The sequence below is a fragment of the Pseudomonas sp. PvP028 genome, from assembly GCF_017832255.1.
In the GTDB taxonomy this organism is placed as follows: domain Bacteria; phylum Pseudomonadota; class Gammaproteobacteria; order Pseudomonadales; family Pseudomonadaceae; genus Aquipseudomonas; species Aquipseudomonas syringae.
Genome location: NZ_JAFIBL010000001.1, coordinates 1754305 through 1775534, shown reverse-complemented (window position 1 = coordinate 1775534; position 21230 = coordinate 1754305). Strand labels below are relative to the sequence as shown.

General features: G+C 58.4%; 14 protein-coding genes. 12 read left to right on the top strand and 2 right to left on the bottom strand.

The window, feature by feature from the left end:
- Positions 1-53: 53 nt before the first annotated feature.
- Together JOE34_RS07895 and JOE34_RS07890 are read right to left on the bottom strand one after the other, a co-directional pair.
- On the bottom strand, positions 54-1445 hold the full coding sequence (locus JOE34_RS07895) for a heavy metal sensor histidine kinase (protein WP_074909742.1): 1392 nt from the start codon (positions 1443-1445) through the stop codon (positions 54-56).
- Positions 1442-2116 carry a heavy metal response regulator transcription factor gene (locus tag JOE34_RS07890; RefSeq protein WP_003420115.1) on the bottom strand — a complete coding sequence of 225 codons (675 nt, stop codon included), beginning with the start codon at positions 2114-2116 and terminating at the stop codon, positions 1442-1444. Before JOE34_RS07890 ends, JOE34_RS07895 begins: the two co-directional genes overlap by 4 nt.
- Positions 2117-2367: 251 nt before the next feature.
- Between JOE34_RS07890 and JOE34_RS07885 the strand changes: the two genes are divergently transcribed.
- The 12 genes from JOE34_RS07885 to JOE34_RS07830 all read left to right on the top strand — a co-directional run bounded on the left by JOE34_RS07885 (position 2368) and on the right by JOE34_RS07830 (position 21204).
- The gene (locus JOE34_RS07885) at positions 2368-3594 is read left to right on the top strand and encodes a TolC family protein (RefSeq protein ID WP_209995477.1); all 1227 of its coding nucleotides are present in this window, start codon (positions 2368-2370) and stop codon (positions 3592-3594) included.
- Between the two features lie 67 nt (positions 3595-3661).
- The gene (locus tag JOE34_RS07880; protein WP_209995468.1) at positions 3662-4915 is read left to right on the top strand and encodes an efflux RND transporter periplasmic adaptor subunit; all 1254 of its coding nucleotides are present in this window, start codon (positions 3662-3664) and stop codon (positions 4913-4915) included.
- Between the two features lie 24 nt (positions 4916-4939).
- Positions 4940-8092, top strand: coding sequence for a CusA/CzcA family heavy metal efflux RND transporter (locus tag JOE34_RS07875; protein ID WP_209995461.1), 3153 nt, complete (start codon positions 4940-4942; stop codon positions 8090-8092).
- Positions 8093-8527: 435 nt separating this feature from the next.
- Positions 8528-11419, top strand: coding sequence for a type VI secretion system Vgr family protein (locus JOE34_RS07870; protein WP_209995459.1), 2892 nt, complete (start codon positions 8528-8530; stop codon positions 11417-11419).
- Positions 11420-11577: 158 nt separating this feature from the next.
- A complete protein-coding gene (locus tag JOE34_RS07865; RefSeq protein ID WP_209995457.1) occupies positions 11578-13443 on the top strand; it encodes a phospholipase D-like domain-containing protein in 1866 nt (621 codons plus the stop codon).
- Positions 13443-14498, top strand: coding sequence for a DUF6396 domain-containing protein (locus JOE34_RS07860; protein WP_209995455.1), 1056 nt, complete (start codon positions 13443-13445; stop codon positions 14496-14498). The genes JOE34_RS07865 and JOE34_RS07860 overlap by 1 nt, the downstream gene beginning before the upstream one ends.
- A gap of 171 nt (positions 14499-14669) precedes the next feature.
- Positions 14670-15692: a DUF6396 domain-containing protein gene (locus tag JOE34_RS07855; RefSeq protein ID WP_122578906.1), complete on the top strand. Its 1023-nt coding sequence runs from the start codon at positions 14670-14672 to the stop codon at positions 15690-15692.
- Positions 15693-16105: 413 nt separating this feature from the next.
- Complete coding sequence (locus tag JOE34_RS07850; protein ID WP_245227000.1) at positions 16106-17074, top strand: hypothetical protein; 969 nt, start codon at positions 16106-16108, stop codon at positions 17072-17074.
- A 191-nt stretch (positions 17075-17265) separates the two neighbouring features.
- Positions 17266-18327, top strand: coding sequence for a glycosyltransferase (locus JOE34_RS07845; protein ID WP_209996841.1), 1062 nt, complete (start codon positions 17266-17268; stop codon positions 18325-18327).
- Between the two features lie 53 nt (positions 18328-18380).
- Positions 18381-19373, top strand: a complete 993-nt coding sequence (locus JOE34_RS07840; protein WP_122578909.1) for a hypothetical protein — start codon at positions 18381-18383, stop codon at positions 19371-19373.
- Complete coding sequence (locus JOE34_RS07835) at positions 19370-20113, top strand: hypothetical protein (protein ID WP_209995453.1); 744 nt, start codon at positions 19370-19372, stop codon at positions 20111-20113. Before JOE34_RS07840 ends, JOE34_RS07835 begins: the two co-directional genes overlap by 4 nt.
- A complete protein-coding gene (locus JOE34_RS07830) occupies positions 20110-21204 on the top strand; it encodes a hypothetical protein (protein WP_209995451.1) in 1095 nt (364 codons plus the stop codon). The genes JOE34_RS07835 and JOE34_RS07830 overlap by 4 nt, the downstream gene beginning before the upstream one ends.
- Positions 21205-21230: the final 26 nt, after the last annotated feature.

The window sequence follows — 21230 nt, the reverse complement described above, 5'->3', positions numbered from 1 at the left end:
ATGAGCCGGGGGTCAGCGAAAGGTTCTTGAAGAACGACCACCAACCTGACGCATTACACCAGTTTAGGAAAGATCAGGCTGAACGTGGTGAATTGGCCTGGCTCGCTCTGCACCGTAACCTGCCCTTCGTGCAGGCTCATGATGGAACGCACGATCGCCAGCCCGAGCCCGGTCCCGCCCTGCTGTCGCGCTCGGCTGACATGCACCCGATAGAAACGATCGAACAGGCGTGGCAAGTGCTCGGCATCGATGCCATCCCCCGCATTGCGCACCGCCAATGACACTTCATCCTCATGCGTGGCAAGCGTGAGGGTAATGACGCTGCCCGACAGACCGTGACGAATGGCGTTGGACAGCAGATTGGAAATCGCTCGCTGAATCATCAGCCGGTCACCGCTCGCCCTGGCGTGCCCCTGAACCTGCAAGGTGATGTCGCGATCCTCCGCCGAGGAGGAAAACAGTTCGGCAACCTTGTCTGCCTCCTCACGAAGATCGATGACCTCGACCGGCAAGGGCGCTGCGGGCTGGCTGACGCTGGCCAGAAACAGCATCTGACTGATCATGCGCGACATGCGCTCCAGCTCTTCGGTGCAGGATTCGAGTGCCTGCTTGTATTCCTCCGACGGGCGCGGTCTGGACAGCGTGACCTGCGCCCTGCCCATCAGGTTGTTCATTGGTGAGCGCAGCTCATGCGCAAGGTCGTCCGAGAACTGCGCCAGTTGCTGCACATCACCGTCCAGCCTGTGCAACATGAAGTTGACCGCATGTGCCAGGTCGCGCAACTCGTCAGGCAGGCCCTTCACTTTCATCCGATGAGAAAGGTCGCGGGCCGAGACCAGCGCAGTGACTTTCCTGAACGCCCCCAGCGGCCTGAGCCCGCGACGCACCACCCACCAGACGCCAAAGCCGACCAGCAGCAGAATCACCGGCAAGGCCAAACACGTCGATCTGACGTAAGCGTGCAGCAGCACGGTGTCGCTTTCCCTGTCCATGGACAGCCTGACCAGCACGTCCTGACCGGTCTTGAGGCGTACGGTCCTGTAACCCAGCAGAATCTTATGGCCCTGCTCGGATTTCAGTTCCTGAAAGCCTTGCGGCAGCGAATCGGTATCAGGAACCGGCAGACTTCGTCCTTCTTGGCTACCGACGCTCATCAACTCTTGCCGAGGGTTGCCCACGTCGAAAATGGTCAGCGAGAAGCTGTCATGCCCGACGATCTGGTCACGCAGCGTGTGGGGGTACTGGACGATGTCGACGACCCCCAAAAAACCCTCGCTCATGCTGTGTTCGATCTGCCTGAACTTCTCGTTCAACGCGTCTTCGGCACGTATATCGAGCTGACGGGAAATCGCCGCATAGGCAAGCATTTCCATCATCAGCACCAGGCACCCGATGAGCGCCGCGACCGTCAATCCGAGACGGGTCGAGAGACGGGTCAGCTTCATTCACGCACTTCCAGTACGTATCCGACGCCACGCAACGTGTGAATCAGCTTGGTCTCGAACGGATCGTCGATCTTCGCGCGCAGACGGCGGATCGACACCTCCACCACATTGGTGTCGCAATCGAAGTTCATGTCCCAGACCAGAGAGATGATCTGGGTGCGCGACATGACTTCGCCGCTGTGCCGCATCAACAGGTGCAACAGCGCGAATTCCTTGGTCGTCAGGTCGATGCGCTGGCTGCCGCGAAACGCTCTGTGGCGCCCCTGATCCAGCTCCAGATCGCCGACCTGCAACACCTTGGAAGTGCTGGTCTGCTCGCTGCGGCGCATCAGCGTGCGGACCCGAGCCAGCAATTCGGGAAACTCGAACGGCTTGACCAGATAGTCATCAGCGCCCATTTCCAGGCCCTTGACCTTCTCTTCGAGACGCCCGCGTGCAGTGACCATCATGATGCGCGTACTGACGGTCTTCCTCAGGCGGCTCAACACCTCCCAGCCGTCCATCTCCGGCAGGTTCACGTCCAGGATCACCACATCGTAAGCCTGATGCTGCGCGAGATAGAGCCCATCGAGACCCGTTGCCGCGATATCGACGATATAGCCGCTTTCGGTCAGACCCTGATGCATGTATTCGGCAGTTTTCGGCTCGTCCTCGACGACAAGGATTCGCATAACCAGGCTTCCTGTTTGATGAACGGTGGATGACGATGCCGTGCAGTGTACTGAAAAGAAACGCCCATCCCGCTGGATAACAAAATCGTAATTTTGCAGCAATCCCTCTGATAACTCCGGTTGCATACAGTCCCCTCAGCCAACTTCAGCGCCCTGGTGCCTGTTTGTTTTTTGTTTTCGATGGGGTGAGTCATGCGACTGGAGAATAACGTGCACGCTCAGCGTACAGATCGATTGGCAGGGAGTGCGCTGTGAGAGTCGCCGCACTTTGCCTGGTGTTGTTACCGTTTGTTGCCCCTGGCATTGCCGCTGCCCAGGGCATCAGCCTGGCTCAGGCACTGGAGGCAGCCTTCGCCCGTAACCCGGAACTGGCCGCAGCTCAGTGGGAGATCGGCGTCGCCGAGGGCGATCGACAGCAGGCCGGACTGATCCCCAACCCGACCGTGTCATGGGAAGTGGAAGACACCCGCCGCGAGACCAGCACCACCACCGTGATGCTCAGCCAGGCACTGGAACTGGGCGGCAAGCGCGGGGCGCGCATTGAGGCCGCCAGCAAGGGTCAGGACGCTGCGCGTCTGGAGCTGGAGCGTCGCGGCAACGAGCTGCGTGCCGAAGTGGTTCAGGCGTTTTACGCAGCCGCGCGGGCACAGGCTGGCCTGGAGCTGGCGCGCCAATCCAGAACACTGGCCGAGCGCGGCCTTGAGGTTGCCGAAGGGCGAGTCCGGGCGGGTAAGGTATCGCCGGTGGAAGCCACACGCGCCCAAGTGCAGCTGGCCGAAACCGACCTGCTGGTCCGTCGCGCCGAGACCCTGAAAATCAACAGCAACCGCGAGCTGGCGCGCACCACTGGTTCGCCGGTCGCCTCTTTCGAACGTCTGGACTACAACGACCTGTCGCCAGGCAAGCTGCCACCGAGCGCAAAGCTACTGACCGCCCTCAATCAGTCCGCCGAGCTGCGCCTGGCGCAGACCCAGATCGAGCAGCGCGAAGCGGCGCTGGGGTCTGAGCGCGCCAAGCGCATCCCGGACCTGACTGTCAGCGTCGGCAGCCAGTACAGCCGTGAAGAGCGCGAGCGAGTCAACGTCGTGGGCCTATCGATGCCACTGCCGCTGTTCGACCGCAATCAAGGCAACGTGCTCGCGGCATCACGCCGTGCCGACCAGTCGCGCGACCTGCGCAACGCCGTCGAACTGAAGCTGCGCACCCAGACGCAGTCCGCCCTCGATCAATGGAACACCGCCGCGCAGGAAGTCGAGTCCTTCGACCGCGTGATCCTGCCCGCCGCGCAACGTGCCGTCGACACGGCAACGCGCGGTTTCGAGATGGGCAAGTTCGGTTTTCTCGAAGTGCTGGATGCGCAACGAACGCTGATCTCGGCGCGCAGCCAGTACCTCGAATCGCTGGCCACCGCCACCAACGCCAGAGTCGCCATCGAACGAATCCACGGTGATCTCAACCGCTTCAGCCTCAACCCCTGACTTTCCTTTTCCGCCTGTATCGAGTGTATCGAAAGGTGCTGCACGCACCTGATCGCCGGGAGCCTTCATGAACAACAAACGAAGCATTGCCATCGCGCTGGCGGTGGTGGTCATCATTGGTCTGGGCAGTCTGACCCTGAACCCGCAGATACTGCCGTTCGCAGCCGGACCAGAACCGTCAGCCGATGAGCACGCGCATGAATCCGGGCAGGGCCATGCTGAAGAGCCAGGCCACGCCGACGAGTCGAAAAAACCGGACGCCGCAGCCTCGGAAGCTTCTCACGAAGAGGAAGAGGGACACATCGAGCTGACTGCCGAGCAGATCAAGGCAGCAGGCATCGAGCTGGCCAGCGCCGAACCCCGGCAGATGAGCACGACCGTGACCTTCCCCGGTGAAATCCGCTTCGATGAAGACCGCACTGCGCATGTCGTGCCGCGGGTCAGCGGCGTGGTCGAAGCGGTGAAGGTCGATCTGGGTCAGTCGGTGAAAAAGGGCCAGGTGCTGGCAGTGATTGCCAGCCAGCAGATTTCCGATCAACGCAGCGAATTGAACGCTGCACAACGACGTCAGGAACTGGCGCGCCTGACCTTGCAACGCGAAAAGAAACTCTGGGAAGACAAAATCTCGGCCGAGCAGGATTACTTGCAGGCGCGTCAGGACTTTCAGGAAGCCGACATCAACCTGGCCAACGCGCGGCAGAAGATCAGCGCCATCGGTGCCAGCACCCATCCTTCGGCGGGAAGCCGCTACGAGCTGATCGCACCGTTTGACGCCGTGGTCGTGGAAAAGCACCTGGGCATCGGCGAGATGGTCAGCGAGGCGAGCAACGCCTTCACGCTGTCCGACCTGTCGCGTGTCTGGGCCACCTTCGGCGTAGCGCCCAGGGATCTGGACAAGGTGGTGGTCGGTCGTCCGGTCATCGTCAGTGCGCCCGACCTGAATGCCCGGGTCGAAGGACGAGTCGGCTACGTCGGCAGCCTGCTGGGCGAGCAGACCCGCGCTGCGGCCGTGCGCGTGACACTGGCCAACCCGCGGGGCGCGTGGCGTCCCGGCCTGTTCGTCTCGGTGGAAGTCGCCGCCGAGCAGGCCAGTGTGGCGGTCAGTCTTCCCGAAACGGCGATCCAGTCGGTCGAGGACAAGCCCTCGGTCTTCGTGCGCAACGCTGAAGGTTTTCAACTGACGCCGGTGACACTTGGCCGCCGCGATGGTGGCCACGTGGAAATCGTCAAGGGCCTGGCGGCCGGCACACAAGTGGCCACCGCCGGCAGCTTCATCCTCAAGTCGGAGCTGGGCAAAGGCTCCGCCGAGCACGCCCATTGATCTGCGTCCCACGAGTACACCCACATGTTTGAACGGTTGATTCAATTCGCGATTGAACAGCGCATCGTCGTGATGCTTGCTGTGCTGCTCATGGCTGGGCTGGGCATCGCCAGTTACCAGAAACTGCCCATCGATGCGGTCCCCGACATCACCAACGTACAGGTGCAGATCAACACCTCTGCGCCCGGCTTCTCGCCGCTGGAAACCGAGCAGCGCATCACCTTCGCCATCGAGACCAACATGGCGGGGCTGCCCGGTTTGCAACAGACGCGCTCGCTGTCGCGCTCGGGCCTGTCGCAGGTCACGGTGATTTTCGAGGATGGCACTGACCTGTTCTTCGCCCGCCAACTGGTGAACGAGCGCCTGCAGATCGCCAAGGACCAGTTGCCGGAAGGCGTCGATGCGATGATGGGGCCGATCTCCACCGGCCTCGGTGAGATTTTCCTGTGGACAGTCGAGGCCCGCGAGGGCGCGCTGAAGGAGGACGGCACGCCGTACACGCCGACCGACCTGCGGGTGATTCAGGACTGGATCATCAAGCCGCAACTGCGCAATGTGCCAGGTGTGGCCGAGATCAACACCATCGGCGGTTTCGCCAGGCAGTACCAGATTGCGCCTGATCCGAAAAAACTGGCCGCCTACAAGCTGACGCTGAACGATCTGGTGGCAGCGCTGGAGCGCAACAACGCCAACGTCGGCGCAGGCTATATAGAACGCGGCGGCGAGCAGTTACTGATTCGCGCACCGGGTCAGTTGGGCACGGTGGACGACATCGCCAACATCGTCATCGCCAATGTGCAGGGCACGCCGATCAGAATCAGCAGCGTGGCCGAGGTCGGCATCGGCAAGGAAATGCGCTCTGGCGCAGCCACCGAAAATGGCCGTGAAGTGGTGCTCGGCACGGTGTTCATGCTGATCGGTGAAAACAGCCGGACCGTTTCGCAGGCGGTGGCCGCCAAACTCGCCGAGATCAACCGCACACTGCCTGCTGGTGTGGAAGCCGTAACGGTTTATGACCGCACCACGCTGGTGGAAAAAGCCATCGCGACGGTCAAGAAGAACCTGATCGAAGGCGCGATTCTGGTCATCGTGATTCTGTTTCTGTTCCTCGGCAACATCCGTGCTGCGCTGATTACCGCCATGGTGATTCCGCTGGCCATGCTGTTCACCTTCACCGGCATGTTCACCAACAAGGTCAGCGCCAACCTGATGAGCCTGGGCGCGCTGGACTTCGGCATCATTGTCGATGGCGCGGTGGTGATCGTCGAAAACGCGATCCGCAGGCTGGCGCATGCCCAGCAAAAGCACGGCCGCATGCTGACCCGCAGCGAGCGTTTCCACGAGGTCTTCGCCGCCGCCAGAGAAGCCCGTCGGCCGCTGATCTTTGGTCAGCTGATCATCATGGTCGTGTACCTGCCGATCTTCGCCCTCACCGGTGTGGAAGGCAAAATGTTCCACCCGATGGCCTTCACCGTGGTCATCGCCCTGCTCGGCGCCATGATTCTTTCGGTGACCTTCGTGCCTGCCGCCATCGCCATGTTCGTCACCGGCAAGGTCAAGGAAGAAGAAGGCTTGGTGATGCGCACCGCCCGCCAGCGCTACGCGCCGATCCTGAGCTGGGTACTGGGGCATCGCTCGATAGCGTTCGGCATGGCCTTCGTGCTGATCGTGCTGTCCGGCTTCACCGCCAGCCGCATGGGCAGCGAGTTCATCCCCAGCCTGAGTGAAGGCGACTTCGCCCTGCAGGCGCTGCGGGTGCCCGGCACCAGCCTGACCCAGTCGGTGGACATGCAGCAGCGTCTGGAAAAAGCCATCATCGACAAGGTCCCGGAAGTGCAGCGCGTGTTCGCCCGCACCGGCACCGCCGAGATCGCCGCCGACCCGATGCCGCCCAACATCTCCGACAGCTACGTGATGCTCAAACCGCAAAGCGAATGGCCTGACCCGGACAAGTCCCGTGAAACGCTGATCGCCGACCTACAAAAAGCCGCCGCCAGTGTGCCGGGCAGCAACTACGAACTGTCCCAGCCGATCCAGTTGCGCTTCAACGAACTGGTTTCGGGGGTGCGTAGCGATGTGGCAGTAAAGGTCTTCGGCGACGACATGAATGTGCTGAACCAGACCGCAGCAAAAATCGCCGCCACCCTGCAAAAAGTGCCAGGCGCCTCGGAAGTCAAAGTCGAGCAGACCACCGGGCTGCCGGTGCTGACCATCAACATCGATCGCGACAAGGCCGCGCGTTATGGCCTCAACGTGGCCGACGTGCAGGACGCCATCGCCATTGCGCTGGGCGGTCGTCAGGCGGGCACGCTGTATGAGGGCGACCGCCGATTCGACATGGTGGTGCGCCTCTCCGAGCAACTGCGCACCGACGTGGACGGGCTTTCCAGCCTGCTTATTCCGGTGCCTGCAAGCGCTGGCAATCAGCAGATCAGCTTCATCGCCCTGTCTCAGGTCGCCAGTCTCGACCTGGTACTTGGGCCGAACCAGATCAGCCGCGAGAACGGCAAACGTGTGGTCATCGTCAGCGCCAACGTGCGCGGTCGGGACCTCGGCTCGTTTGTCGAAGAAGCGGGCACCACCATCGACAACGGCGTGCAGATCCCGGCCGGCTACTGGACCAGCTGGGGCGGGCAATTCGAACAACTGCAATCGGCCGCCAAACGCCTGCAGATCGTCGTGCCGGTGGCGCTGCTGCTGGTACTGGCGCTGCTGTTCATGATGTTCAACAACCTCAAGGACGGCCTGCTGGTCTTCACCGGCATCCCGTTCGCCCTGACCGGCGGCGTCATGGCCCTGTGGCTGCGCGACATTCCGCTGTCGATCTCCGCAGGCGTGGGCTTCATCGCCCTGTCGGGTGTGGCGGTGCTGAACGGCCTGGTGATGATCGCCTTCATCCGCAGCCTGCGCGAACAAGGCCACTCGCTGCACGACGCCATCAACGAAGGCGCCCTCACCCGCCTGCGCCCGGTTCTGATGACTGCGCTGGTCGCCTCCTTGGGCTTCATCCCCATGGCCCTCGCCACCGGGACTGGGGCTGAGGTGCAGCGACCTCTGGCGACGGTGGTGATTGGCGGGATTCTGTCGTCGACGGCGCTGACGTTGTTGGTGTTGCCAACGTTGTATCAGTGGGCACATCGGCGGGAGGATGAGGAGGCGGTTAAGGCGTTGAAATAGGGTTTTAAGTAAAGATTGCGCTGATCCAGCTGATGTTACCGTCAACTGGCCCAGCGCAGTCGGCACTGTCTGTAGCCAACGTCTTACTCCATTTCCAGAAACGCAGCACACTTACTGGCGAACGATTCAGGTAGACACCGCAGCTTTGAGCAATGATATTTCGAACCATGAAACACGTTACTAACTAGTTGCCAAATGTGTTGAAATGCAGCCTTATCACCCAGCGCAGCGCGCGTTGCGCCGAAGATACTTAAGATCGTGAATTTCCTGCCACTGTGGGAACTCACTCCCCGGATCGGCAACTAACAGCGCAGTTGCTCGCGCATTGGCGGCAAACAGGATCGACGCTGAACGTTGTGTGTTTTTCAATTCGCCGCACGAAATGGCCATTTGAAAAACAGGACGTACAGTTTGCGCAAGTAAAGGAGTTACACAATGGACCTGACCTTTGGCACCCCTCTCAGCCAGAGCGGACGCCTGCTGCAACTCACCACCCCGCTGGGCGAGCATCAGCTCCAGGCCCTGCGCGTACACGGGGTCGAGCGCATCGGCCGTGTGCCCCGCTACACCCTCGACGTGGTGGTGCAGGACACCGAATACGATCCTGAAAAACTCATCGGCCAACCCGTCAGCCTGGCCATCCTCTGCGATGACGGTTCTCCCGCGCAGCGTCATGGCCTGGTCGAGAGCGTGCGCTATCTGGGTAATGACGGTGGTCTGCATGACTGGCAACTGGTCTTCGCGCCCTGGTTCAGCCTGCTCGAATACCGCCTGGATTGCCGTATCTGGCAGGACAAGAACCTGCCGGCGATACTTGAAGCCGTTTTCTCACTGTACGAACAGGCCAAGGGCAACTATCGCCTGGACCTGCGGCGTGAATACGCCCCGCTGTCCTACGTCACCCAGTTCAATGAAAGTGATGCCAACTTCGTGCAGCGCTGGTGCGAACAGGAAGGTCTTTTCTGGTACGTCGAACATACCGCTGACAAACATTGCATCGTTTTTACCGACACAGTGGACACCCTCCCCGCGCTGGCCCCGCAGAGCATTCGCTTTCACACCCAGAACGCCACCGAGAAACAGGACGGCATTACCCAGTGGAGCAGTGGCTCGCAGTTGCTCAGCGGCAAGCTGCATTGGCGCAGTGTCGATTACCTGGCCCACGGCCAGCCACGCGAAACCGTGATGCCTGCTTTGCAGGCGGCTTCGGCGCCACAGGCGCTGGAACGTTACGAGTATCAGGGCCAATACGGCTGGCAGAAGCAGGACCGGGGCGAATGGCTGAGCCGCGTACAGATCGAGCAGCGTGAATCGCAGGCACGTCGTGTGCAAGGTCAAAGCGGCGTGCGGCAGATGGAAGCCGGACGCTGGTTTGAGCTGACCCAGCATCCGCTGTACGAACGCAAGGCGGCTGAAGAGCGACAGTTTTTGCTGATCGAAGTCGAAATATTCGCCGAGAGCAATTTGCCGCTGGCCAAGGAGAGACGCGAAGTGCCGGGTAGTCTGGCAGCGCTGTTCAGATCTGTTCGTCCTGAGCCATCACCCCTTACCGGTGTGGCAGATACGCTGGGCGTCGGCAGCCACGGCTTCTTCCTCAATCGCTTTGAAGGCCAGTTGCACAGCGTGCCGTTCCGCAGCCCGTCGGAGCATTTCAAACCCAAGAGCCTCGGCCAACAGACCGCCGTGGTCGTCACACCCAGCGGCCATGAAGTGTTTACCGACACCTTGAACCGGATTTGCGTACGCTTTCACTGGGACCGCCTGTCTCAGGATGGCGAGTTAGGCTCCTGCTGGCTGCGCATGATGCAACCGAGCAGTGGTCCGGACTGGGGCAGTGTGCATGTGCCGCGTGCCGGTGAAGAAGTGGTCATCACTTTTCTGGACAATGACATTGATCGGCCACTGGTGATGGGGCAAGTCTACGGCGGCCACAAACCCGCCTGGCACTCCAGCGGCTTGATGGCCGGCTACAAGAGCAAGGAAGTCGGCGGCGGAGGTTTCAACCACTGGGTGATGGACGACTCGACCGGCCAGGTCCGTACCCAGATCCACAGCAGTCACGGCCACACCCAGCTAAACCTCGGTTACCTGATCGACCAGCGCGGCAACAACCGTGGCGGCCTGCGCGGTACCGGGTTTGAACTGCGCACCGATGCTTACGGTGCTTTGCGCGCCCAGCAGGGTTTGTACCTCAGCACCTGGAAACGCAGCGGCGCACAGGGCGCACAGATCGATGCCAGCGAAGCGCAGCAGCAACTGAAAAACAGCGAACAGCGCGTCAAGACCTTGTCCGACACCGCGCAACAGCACAATGCCCTGCCCATGCAGGAAGGCCTGGACAGCCTGACCCAGCTCAACAGCGATGCCGACGTGACTTACGGCAGCGACGACGGCGCCCCGAGCCAAGGGCCAGGCGAGCAACAACGCAACGGCGGCGACACCGCCTGGGCAATCCGCAGCGGCGGACGCGGCAAAACACCGGGCTACCAGCAGCCATTGCTGATCGCCTCCTCCCCTGCCGACATCGCCACCGCCACGCCGAAAAGCACCCACCTGCACAGCGGCAAACACCTGACCCTGAGCACCGGCGAAGACGTCAGCATCGCCAGCGGCAAATCCCTGCTGGCCAGCGTCGCGCAAAGCATCAGCCTGTTTGCCCAGAATGCGGGAGCGAAGCTGTTTGCAGCCAAGGGCAAGATCGAGCTGCAGGCGCAGAGTGATGCGATGGAGCTGACCGCGCAGCAAGGGGTGAAAATCACCTCGACCGCTGCCGGAATAGAAATCGCCGCTCAGGACGGCATATTGCTTACCAGCGGTGGTGGCTACATCCGCATCAAGGACGGCAACATCGAGATTCACGCGCCGGGGACGATTGATGTCAAAGGGGCGAAGAAGACGTTTAGCGGGCCAGCACAGCTTAATCGCGACCACCCTGCCTGGCCCGAGTCCTCTGTGACCCAAGCGCTTACCTTTTATGCAGGGCAAACCAACGCCGGAAGCTCCAGTGCGTGGGCTGGTATGCCTTACACAGTGCGTGACGGGGCATCAGTCGTCAAAAAAGGCGTCATGGATAAAACCGGGGCAATTGGCATTGATCACCACCCCACAACCAGCAGATACACGCTCGAACTGGCTAATGGCGTGAGTTACGACATTCCGGTCGGCGGGCAGTACCAAGGCGAGCAAAGCAATGCCGAATTCGCCAACAGCGGATTTCATCGCCATAGCAACCAAACGGGTTCAACGAGCGCTCGGTCAGGAACTGAGAGTAAGTTCCGTGCCCTGTACACCTCGCTGAACAATCCAGAGTCAGAATCGGAAACGTGAACAATGGGGACACCTAGCCCAGCCAGGAACAGGTTTGCAACCGGCACGGTTACTGTTGACCGTGCAGAACGGCCATGGCTTGTGCAATCAACTGTCAGCCATCCAGCTTGCCATCCCGGTCAGGCAGCGTGTCAGAACCTATAAGGAACGGAACTCCCATGGAATCGCCACTCCCCAGCCTCTCCAACATAACAGTGCCTGTCGCACTCTCGCACACCAACAGCGCCAGGATTGTCCAGCGCTGGTTCGTCGAGAACAGTGAATTCAGCCCGATTCCGGCCACCTATAGACCGCTGGTCAACGGCGAAGAAGCATTCAGAGCTGTCTTTGAGGCGATTGCAAAAGCCGAGAAATCCGTCGAAATCATCTGCTGGGGCTTCCAGCCTTCCATGTACTTCATCCGCGACGGATCCCACCCCTGCATTGGCGAACTGCTCAGGATCAAGGCCGCCAACGGTGTGAAGGTGCGCATACTGGGCTGGGAAATGCCCTTCAACTCCGCAGGCATGGCAGGCGAAGGCAACCTGCCGGGCAAGGGCTCGCTTCGACTGAATTCTCGAGCCATGCAAAGCTCGACCAAGGATCAGTTCAAGTACGACCGCGAATGGTTCTCTGAATACGCAGTGTCCGATGGCAAGGCGGCTGAGCGAGTCAATGGTAAATCCCCCGTGTTCGTGAGTCGTGGCTTCAGCGCTAATGAAAGGTTAGAGATTAAGCACTGGGTGAAGTATGAAGCGCTCGATCCCAATATCAGCGTAGGCATGCAACTCGTCCTGAGCGCCAGCGCTTCGCACCACCAGAAAAGTGTACTGGTCGACTATGAACTCCCCAGCGCGGTCGGCTTTGTCATGGGTCACAATTCGCTGGACGAGTATTGGGACACCGATCAACACTCGGCACTGAACCGTGAAGAAGGCACCAAGCCTGCGCCCTATCTAGGCTCGCGCGGCTCCACGCCACGCCAGGACATCTCGTGCATGTTGTCCGGGCCGATCCTCCACGATGTGCACCAGAACTTTGCCATCGCCTGGCGCAAGGAAACCGGCGAGGACCTGCTCGCCTGCCGCGATTGCGATCCGACCTCCAATCGTCTCCAGTTCCAGAACGGCACGCGGTTGATGATGCAAGTGTTGCGCACCCAGGCTCAGGTGGGCCAGCCCAAAACCAACCGCAAGCACAAGGATGACGTGGGCGACCATGAAAAACCCGTTCGAGACATCCAGAGCGGTTACATGGTGGCTGCCAACAACGTCACCCAGTTCATCTACATCGAAAACCAGTACTTCCGCTGGCCGCCGCTGGCAGATCACCTCAAGACCCTGGCAGGGAAATACTTCGAGGCAGGCCGCAAGGAGCCCCTCTATCTTTTTGTCGTCACCAATGACACCAAGGACGGGGTCGGCATGGGCACGGCCAAGACCCAGGAAATGCTCGCCAGCCTGGGTCGGGCAGAAACCATTCCGGCCATCACCAAGCTGCGAATGATCAAGGAGATGAAAAGTGAAGCCCCGGTCAGACCTCGGCCAGATGGCCCAAATGATCGGGCCGGGCAGAGAAAGCTGGACGAATGGCAAGCGGAGATGGACAGGAAAACCAAGGAGATTGAAACTTCCACCTTGGTAGCCAAGGAAGTGCCAGGCTTGAAGATTCATGTCTGTTCGCTGGTCGCATTCGACTCGCCGGCGAGCAAGCCCTGGATGCCGGTTTACATCCACTCCAAGCTGATGATCGTCGATGACGTCTACACCACACACGGCTCGGCCAACATCAACACTCGAAGCATGATGGTCGATAGTGAACTGAACATCTGCCACGAGCATCCAGAGTTTAGTCAGCCGTTGCGGCGGCGATTGTGGGATTTGCATACAAACAAGATAGGGGCACAAGATGATCCTAAAGAAGCTTTTACAGCTTGGCAGGAAATCATTGATATAAATAGAGATCGGCAACAAGCCCGGAAGATTCCATATGCTTCTTTAGTGGAATTCTATTACAGCAAAACTTCCATGACGGACCTTGACTAATGCGCTTGACTCTTTTGCTCTCAAGCCTGCTACTGATCGCCTGCAGCTCCGGCAACGCCATAACTTTACGTACAAAGGACACGCCTTTGAATCAGCTGAGCGAAATTAAAGCCAATCTGGCATTTAACTGCGTACACGAGAAAATTCCGGCCCCTTCGGCAGAAACGGACGTGCTGTTCAAGTACGCCCGCTGGTTGCAGAAAAACAATCAGATTCAGCAGGATGAAACGGTCGATATCGAGATCGGAAGACTTTACCGCATCGCGGCAGAAAACAACCACTACAAGGCCAACGTCAACCTGCAGAACGGCGCCATGCGCGGCCAGTTCAAGCTCACTGGTGGAGAACGACTGCGCCTTAGCCAGCAATTGATAGATGCACACGTAGCTACCGGTTACTACATGATCGCTATCTATCTCCAAAAGGGCGCGGCTGGACTGCAACAAGACGAGGATATGTCCCTGCGCTACTTTCGCAAAGCGGCGGATGAGGGAAGTGCGCAAGCACAAGCCTATGTTGCTGAAAAGCTCGCACCCATTGACACTGCACCGGATATTGCAAGACAAATGCGTCGTTGTGCTGCCGAGCAAGGCAATGGCAAAGCAGCTCGCGCACTTGGTGTTAATCTATCAGAGAGAGGAAATTATCAAGCTGCGCTCGAAGCTTTTCAACTTGGCGTAGCGGCAGGTGATGAAACCTCTGCCTCCTTTTTGAGCAAAGGTTTCCATGGCACTAAATCTGACAATCGTCTGTACCATATAGGCCAAGAAGAGGACTTAGAACGCGCCGAACGTTATAAAAAAATCTGGAGCCTTCTGGCAGATTGGTCATATGCCAATCCAAGCGTCCCTGAAATCAACGAAATCGTCCCCCTGCCACCAGCCAAACTCCCTGTATGGGATGGAAAGCTGAAATGGGTTGAAGAGCGTGAAGCCAACATCCCGCCGCCCAAGCCTTCCGAAGCGCTGATCGAGCAACTGGCCAAGGCCATGATGCTTGACCCTAAAACAGGTAAGCCGTTGCCGGGCTCTCCGGTTTATAGCAAGGAAGACTGATCATAGGTTCAAGTAGCAGACCGGGTTTTGCATGTGCCGACAGTGGTCGGTGCATGCAAATCCGCACTCATATCCCACTCCGCTCCGTATGCCAGCGATGCGTTTGCTCTTTCTGAAAAATAATGTTGGGCAGCAGACGCACAACACACCCACACCGACATGGACAACGCGATGCACACCCTCATCTATTTATCGCTGGCCGTTCTTCCTGCTATAGCAATGGCCGAAAAAAACGACTCGCCTCCTGCGAGCTCGGGGGGGCGTGCTTTACAGAACAACGTCAGGTTTGAATGTCATCGTGAAGCTGACGTGCTGCCGCCGGTAAGTCAAGACGCAGATACGCTCTACCAATACGGCTTATTTCTTCAACAAGGAGAACGCCCGAGTGATATCGGTGGTGCAACACGCTACTACCGAGTTGCAGCCGCTCACGGGCACTACAAGGCTGCAACTAACTTGCAGGCATTGATCACACAAGGCCTTGCACGCTCTCCCAACGGACAAGAAGAACCCTTAGCACTGGTGGAAAAATTTATGACCTTCGGTGTTCCAGGTGCTTACTACGACATGGCACACTATCTTGAATCTGGCTATGGCGTCGAGCAAGATCAAGAAAAAGCAAATGCATATTTTCGAAAAGCAGCTGACTTAGGTAGCCCTGACGCTCAGTACTATGTAGCAACGTTACTAGGAAGATTAAAAGGTGGAGCACGAGTCATGGAGCAAATGCTGCACTGTGCTGCCTATCAAGGACATGCACAATCAGCCCGAGAGCTAGCGGCTTATCTGCGGACAGGAAAAAAGTATAAAGATGCTGTTGACGCTTATCAGCAGGCTACGAGATCAGGAAATACAATTTCAGCAAGAATGCTAAGCGAAGCATTCAAAGGAGTTTCTTCACCAGACAGTTTGTTTTACATGAACTTGGAAGCAGACGAGGAAAGGTCGAAGCGATATGAGGCTATCCATAAGTTTCTAAAAGCAAATGAAGCACTAGGAGCAAAAGTTCCAGATTTAGATATTATTGCTCCCTTGCCACCAACTAAACTTCCTGCATGGGACGGCACCTTTCAATGGCAAAAAGAGCGTGACGCAAAAACCGCGCCTGACAAGCCGGACGATACACTACTGCAAAGATTAAGTAAGGAAAAAGACCTGGATCCGGCCACAGGCCTGCCTTTAACAAAAAATTGAAAGTCAGATGTCATTGATGCCTGCCGTCGTCGTTGCAGCAGGCATCAAAAAGGGCCGGACGTCGGCGATGGCTGAACGGCCAGACATGCAAAAACATGGATAACGTTATGCAGACCTTGATTCATTTTGAGCAAGCCGCTCTTGCTGCATTAGCAGTGACTTGTAAAGTCAGTCGCTCATCTGTTGGGGCTTCAAGCCTTCCATGTATTTCATCCGCGACTGATGCCACAACCGCATTGGCGAACGGTTCAGACTCGAATCGATGTATTCTGAAAGCAGGCTTTCGACCCATCAACTCTTTCAAGCACAGGCAGTCGGGGCTTACGCGCCACAATTCACTTACATCACGGACTGTATCAAACGCCTATTTGAAAATAGGCCTGAAATTTTATATTTGATGAAAGGACGCTAAAGTGAAACTAATTAACATAGCAAAGCTCACAACCGGGGCTGCGATCGCATGCATGCTGACGAGTTGCTCCGGGCAGCGATCCACCGAGGAAATCAAACCTTTTGTGATTTGCAAAGAGAGGATTGAAGGGCGTTTCAATAAGCAAGGTGGTGTAGAGGAAACGCCCGGGCCCGTTGGACGCTGCTCAACGAATCTGCGCAAAATTTCTACACATTACGTGGCGAAGGATGGAAAAATCTATTGGATGAGGCAAGAACACTCCAGAAATACACATTGCATCTCAGGAACTGGAGATGCATCGGCATTAATATATAATCTATCACCTGCCTGTCTATTTTCAAGGCCTGGGCAGTACGATGCGATAGAAGATAGATGGCTTAAATTAGTTACACACGACTCAACCGCATTTCAGTCACTGGAAGACACTGACCAGACCCTGCCCTATTGGCAACAGGACCAGCTTTCACACTATACAAAAGATGCAAGTTCTGTTTATCACTATCAAAATAGAATAGAAGGCGCGACACCAGCCTTATTCAAAGTGTTCTTCCCATTCGGAGATGATAGAAGCTGGCACAAATATGAATTTTCAAAAAGTGATAAGGATATATTTTTAGGAGGCAAATCGATTGGCAAACTTGACCTGAGTCAGTTAGGACCTCTGAAACCCGTCAGGTGCCCAGGGCACGGCCTAATCACGTGTACTTACGCCGCTGAAATAGATGACTTACTCAATCGCGGCTGGGGAAACGGATCACTGGGAAAACTGGGAAATGATTTGATTTTTTTACGAGAGCACGGGGCTGATTACTTTCAAGGCATGGCATCGCCCGATATGTTTATGTTTGTAACAACAAAAAAAGTCTACTTATATACTCATGGGACGTTTTATGAGCTGGCAGCGAGTTCGCCGTCATCAACCAGAGTACTCGTACCTATGGATGTTGATTATTATGAAAACAATAAATGATCGCCGGCCTCCAAGCACCGCCCCCAAAGCCCCCGACAAAACTCATCATTTGAATAATCCCAAGGATCATGCTGTCATTGCCCCCAACAACACCCCCAATTTTGCGCGCCCAGCCCGACAAGTCGGACGCGCAAACACCCCCGTTTTTCCAGAGACACTCAGGCATGGATAGCAAAGAAGCGACAGTCAGGATGTCGGTGCCGCCTCTTGGCGACGGCGCCGGTCATCGTCTGGCTGGCATTGCGGCAACCACGGCGCTGGTGCTGGAGACCAATAATCTGCGTGGTGGCAGTGATGCCGTGCAGGCATTGAGCAGCCTCAAGCGGCTGGTTGCCCGGTATGCGCAGCAGAGTGTTTCGCCCCTCTCGCTGGCGCAGTGGGTCATCACCCATGACGGCCTTGATCTGCAGGCGCGTCAGGCGTTGTGTGAGCTGGCAGGGCGCACGCTGGACTTTGTCGAGATCGAAGCGCTCACCGGCTACTACGATGCGAAGAATGCAGGCTTTGATTGTGTCGATCAAACGCGCTGCCAGTACGTGGTATTTGCCGACGCCGATTGCCTGCCTTGCGCCGACTGGCTGGAACAGTTGCTTGTACCCTTTGATCAGGCCGATGCGCCGGTTGCTGTCGCTGGACGTACCAGCTATGCGCCAAGTATCGCTGGCAGTGCACTGACTGCCATTGATTTCATGTATTTCCCAAGCCCGTTGCGCAGCGGTACCACGCGCAATTTCTATGCAAACAATGTGGCCTTCCGCTGTGATGCTTTCGAGCGGCACCGCTACGAGCCCCTTGACGGCGTTTACCGGGCGCATTGTCAGGTCATGGGGCTGCGCATGCAGGCTGAGGGCGTGGCGGTGGTCTACGCACCGCATGCGCACACCGAACATCGCTTGCCCGACAGCCGGGGAGAAGTCTTGAAACTGCGCTGGTTGCGAGGCGGTGACAGCGTCGACCTCACTCCGTATCTGGTGCGTGCCTATATGCCGGACTGGCTGCAGTGGCTCGGGCGCAGCGGTCCCATCGGCCCCTTGTGTGTGATGGTCGGTCGCCTTGGCTACAGCCTGCGCGCGCTTAATCACCAGCATCTGCCACCACTGCATGGATTACGACGCCTGACTGCAATGGCTTTTGTAGTGGGTCTGTCGCTGCTGGACACCGCTGGTGCCGTCATACGCGGTTGCGGCCTATCGTTCGGTCGTGCCAGCGCACGCCATAGCGAAGCGCTCTCTTATCACCGCAATCTGGATTGACCCGCGTTATACCCCATCGTCGCACGCAGGAAGCGTGCTCACAGGAAGTCAGTATGAAATCTTTATCGATCACCTCACTTGGCTGCTACATGGTTTGCCTGGCATTGCTGGGGCTGAGTATTCAGGCGCAGGCTGCGCCTTCCGATTTCAAAGGCCGCGGAGTATTTCACTTCGCTTCGGCCAGCGGTTGCGCCACAACCGTCAGCAACGCGGACAACAACTGTAACCGCATCGCCCTGGACGTGACTGATGCCCATGCCAGCGTAGACCCTCAAACCCACACCATTGTATTCAATGCCGACGCCAGCCATGACAGCAAGACCGTGATAGGCGACGTGCTGCTGCACGGCAGTGGTCTGGCCGATGATGGCCAGCGTGTACCGCTGAGCCTGCATGTATTGCTGCGCCGCTCAGGCAAAGTGTGGTCCCCTGATACCTACGTGCATGCTCCGGTGCGTGGCAGGTTTCGTGAGATAAAACTCGACCCTTACCAGATCAGCGTCCGCGAGGAGACCGGCGAGCGAGTGCTGTTCACCGCCGAGCAGGCACGCAATGTTCTGGCACAACCGTCACTTGCCGCAAGAGTGGCCAGCTATTTCATCGAGGTTCACCCAAGCGATGTGAAAAATCCAGATGCCAACGACATCACCATTGCCTTGGGCGTCGGCAAAGTATCGAAGTCTTTGCTGCGCGCCAGCTTCACCTCGGATCAACCGGGCACCATCGAGCTTGGTTCTCTGTTGGAAACCGGCACCTGGAATGTCAAATTGCAGGCCTTGAGCGGGCAGATTCCGGTATGGGTGGTTCAGCGCCAATTGTTTGTGTTTGGCCTGGAAGACAGCCCGCTTCTTGCCGACGTGCGCAAACGTGGCTTCAAAAAGCTCGACACCCTGGAAATGGGCGCGGTAAATGGCAAGGGTTATCTGCGTTACAACGGTGCTGAAGAAAGCTTCCCGACCGCTGCGGCCTCAGGCTCGGCCTTTTTGCGCGACAGCTTCATCGGCCTGATTCTGGCCTGGCACCGTAGCCCGCAGCCTGTGCAATGAGCGTGATCGAACACAGCACCAGCGAACCCGACTTCAGTTGCCTGGCCGCGCCCGAGGTGCGAGGCCTCGGTGCATTGCAAGCGCACATGGTGGACCGGATCAAACGTGCGGCACTCAAACGCCTGCACCGCAGCCTACGCGGCGAACGCATGCTGCTGCGCATGTACCTGGCCGGTGAGGACGCTACAGAGCGCGCATTGCTGGACGAGTTGATGCCGCAGTCGCCGCCTTGGCTCGAACGGCAGGTCGAACAGCACCTGGCCGATGAGCGTCGTCACGTGGTGCTGTTCACTGACGCCTTGCACGCGATGGGCGATGACGGATCAAAGCGTCTGCCACCGGACTGGCTCAGCAGACACAAAATTCGTCGCTGGCAACATCTGGCCCGGCGGCATTCAGCGAGTTTCGAGCAGGGCCTGCTGGTGCCCGCCTATGCTACCGGGCTCTGCGCAGAGCAGATGGCCCAGCGCGTGCTGGGCCGTCACTGCGCAGTCATCGGCACGGCACACAGTTTCTACCCGTTGCTGTCGAAAGTGCTGGCCGACGAGAAAGCCCACGTGCGCCTTTGCGAGAACACCTTGCGGCGTATCGTGGCACCTCATGAATGGGTGCATCTGGCGCGGTTATTGAAGGATATTCGCACTGTAGAATCCGGCTTTGGCGTGACCAGCGCTGTGGCGATGTATGTGGCTGGCTGGGTGTTTGGCGGGCTGCGCAAAGCGGGCGGCAGCGCCCAATGAGCACACGCATTCTTTATCTTGCGACTGCCGATGCACGCGGCCACCTGATGCGCGCGCAATTGCTGGTGCACGCCCTGCGCAAGACTGGAGCCGAGGTTGATGTGATGACTACCTCGGAGCAAGGGCAGCGGTTTCTGCAGAGTTTCGGAGTTGAGGCCGAGATTCTCTCGCTGCACTATGCCGTGCAGTTCGATAGCGAACAAAACATGCTACGCAAGGCCACCAACCGCAATGTCGCGCACTACCTGTTTCGCCCAAGTCGCATGCTGCGTGATATCGGCCAGCTGCAACGTCGCCTGCGCGATGTCGATCTGGTGATCAACGATTCCTTTCACCCCGCGCTGCTGTACATGGGCATGCTGCCCGGCTGGCGGCGCAAGGTGGTGCATGTGTATGGGGCAAGCCTGAAGGTCGCGCTGATCAATAATTTCGCGGGCATGTGGCCACGTCCGTTTGCGCGCCTGTTTGGCTGGATTGTTGACCGCCAGATAAACGCAGCTCGCGCCTGCATAGAGCATGATTTTGCCTACGCCGTTGACGACGCAGACGCCCCAAAGGTGTTTCGCTTGCCAACCCCGGTAGCCCTGGTTGCCGTAACGCCAGACCGGATCGGCGATGGCGCAGCGGTTTACCTCAACCCTCATTTCACCGAGCCCGCCCTGGCCGACGCCTTGAGCGCGGGCCTGTCCGCTGCAGGGCTGAGCAAGCACCTTATCGGCGAGGGTTATGCCGGACACGATGGCTGGCTTGCCATTGACCCGGACTGGGCCAGCCGCGCTGCGCAGGCACAACTTATCGTGTCGGCACCGGGCATGGCCGCGCTGTCGATCGCGCTGGTTTATCAACGGCCGATCATCCTGGTCGTCAGCGATCAGCCCGAACAAGCCACCAATGCCGCACGCGCTGCGCAGTTGCAGCTGTTGCACCGCGTGGTGACCTGGCGGGGCGATGCCGCTGAATTTCAGCATCAGGTGGCCGATGCGGCCAGGCAACTGTGTGCGGTCTCCACACCCGACCCTTCCGGCGCGGCAGGTCAGGCGCGCGCCCAGGCGCGAATCAACGCCTGGAACAGCCGTTTGCTCAACTTATGAGTTCAATGCTTATGCCATCGCCCAGA

Excerpts from the sequence above, each read along its gene's own strand:
- JOE34_RS07875 (WP_209995461.1), top strand. The coding sequence starts at position 4,940 with ATGTTTGAACGGTTGATTCAATTCGCGATTGAACAGCGCATCGTCGTG.
- JOE34_RS07830 (WP_209995451.1), top strand. The coding sequence starts at position 20,110 with ATGAGCACACGCATTCTTTATCTTGCGACTGCCGATGCACGCGGCCAC.
- JOE34_RS07870 (WP_209995459.1), top strand. The coding sequence starts at position 8,528 with ATGGACCTGACCTTTGGCACCCCTCTCAGCCAGAGCGGACGCCTGCTG.
- JOE34_RS07845 (WP_209996841.1), top strand. The coding sequence starts at position 17,266 with ATGTCGGTGCCGCCTCTTGGCGACGGCGCCGGTCATCGTCTGGCTGGC.
- JOE34_RS07840 (WP_122578909.1), top strand. The coding sequence starts at position 18,381 with ATGAAATCTTTATCGATCACCTCACTTGGCTGCTACATGGTTTGCCTG.
- JOE34_RS07860 (WP_209995455.1), top strand. The coding sequence starts at position 13,443 with ATGCGCTTGACTCTTTTGCTCTCAAGCCTGCTACTGATCGCCTGCAGC.
- JOE34_RS07855 (WP_122578906.1), top strand. The coding sequence starts at position 14,670 with ATGCACACCCTCATCTATTTATCGCTGGCCGTTCTTCCTGCTATAGCA.
- JOE34_RS07890 (WP_003420115.1), bottom strand. The coding sequence starts at position 2,116 with ATGCGAATCCTTGTCGTCGAGGACGAGCCGAAAACTGCCGAATACATG.
- JOE34_RS07865 (WP_209995457.1), top strand. The coding sequence starts at position 11,578 with ATGGAATCGCCACTCCCCAGCCTCTCCAACATAACAGTGCCTGTCGCA.
- JOE34_RS07835 (WP_209995453.1), top strand. The coding sequence starts at position 19,370 with ATGAGCGTGATCGAACACAGCACCAGCGAACCCGACTTCAGTTGCCTG.
- JOE34_RS07880 (WP_209995468.1), top strand. The coding sequence starts at position 3,662 with ATGAACAACAAACGAAGCATTGCCATCGCGCTGGCGGTGGTGGTCATC.
- JOE34_RS07895 (WP_074909742.1), bottom strand. The coding sequence starts at position 1,445 with ATGAAGCTGACCCGTCTCTCGACCCGTCTCGGATTGACGGTCGCGGCG.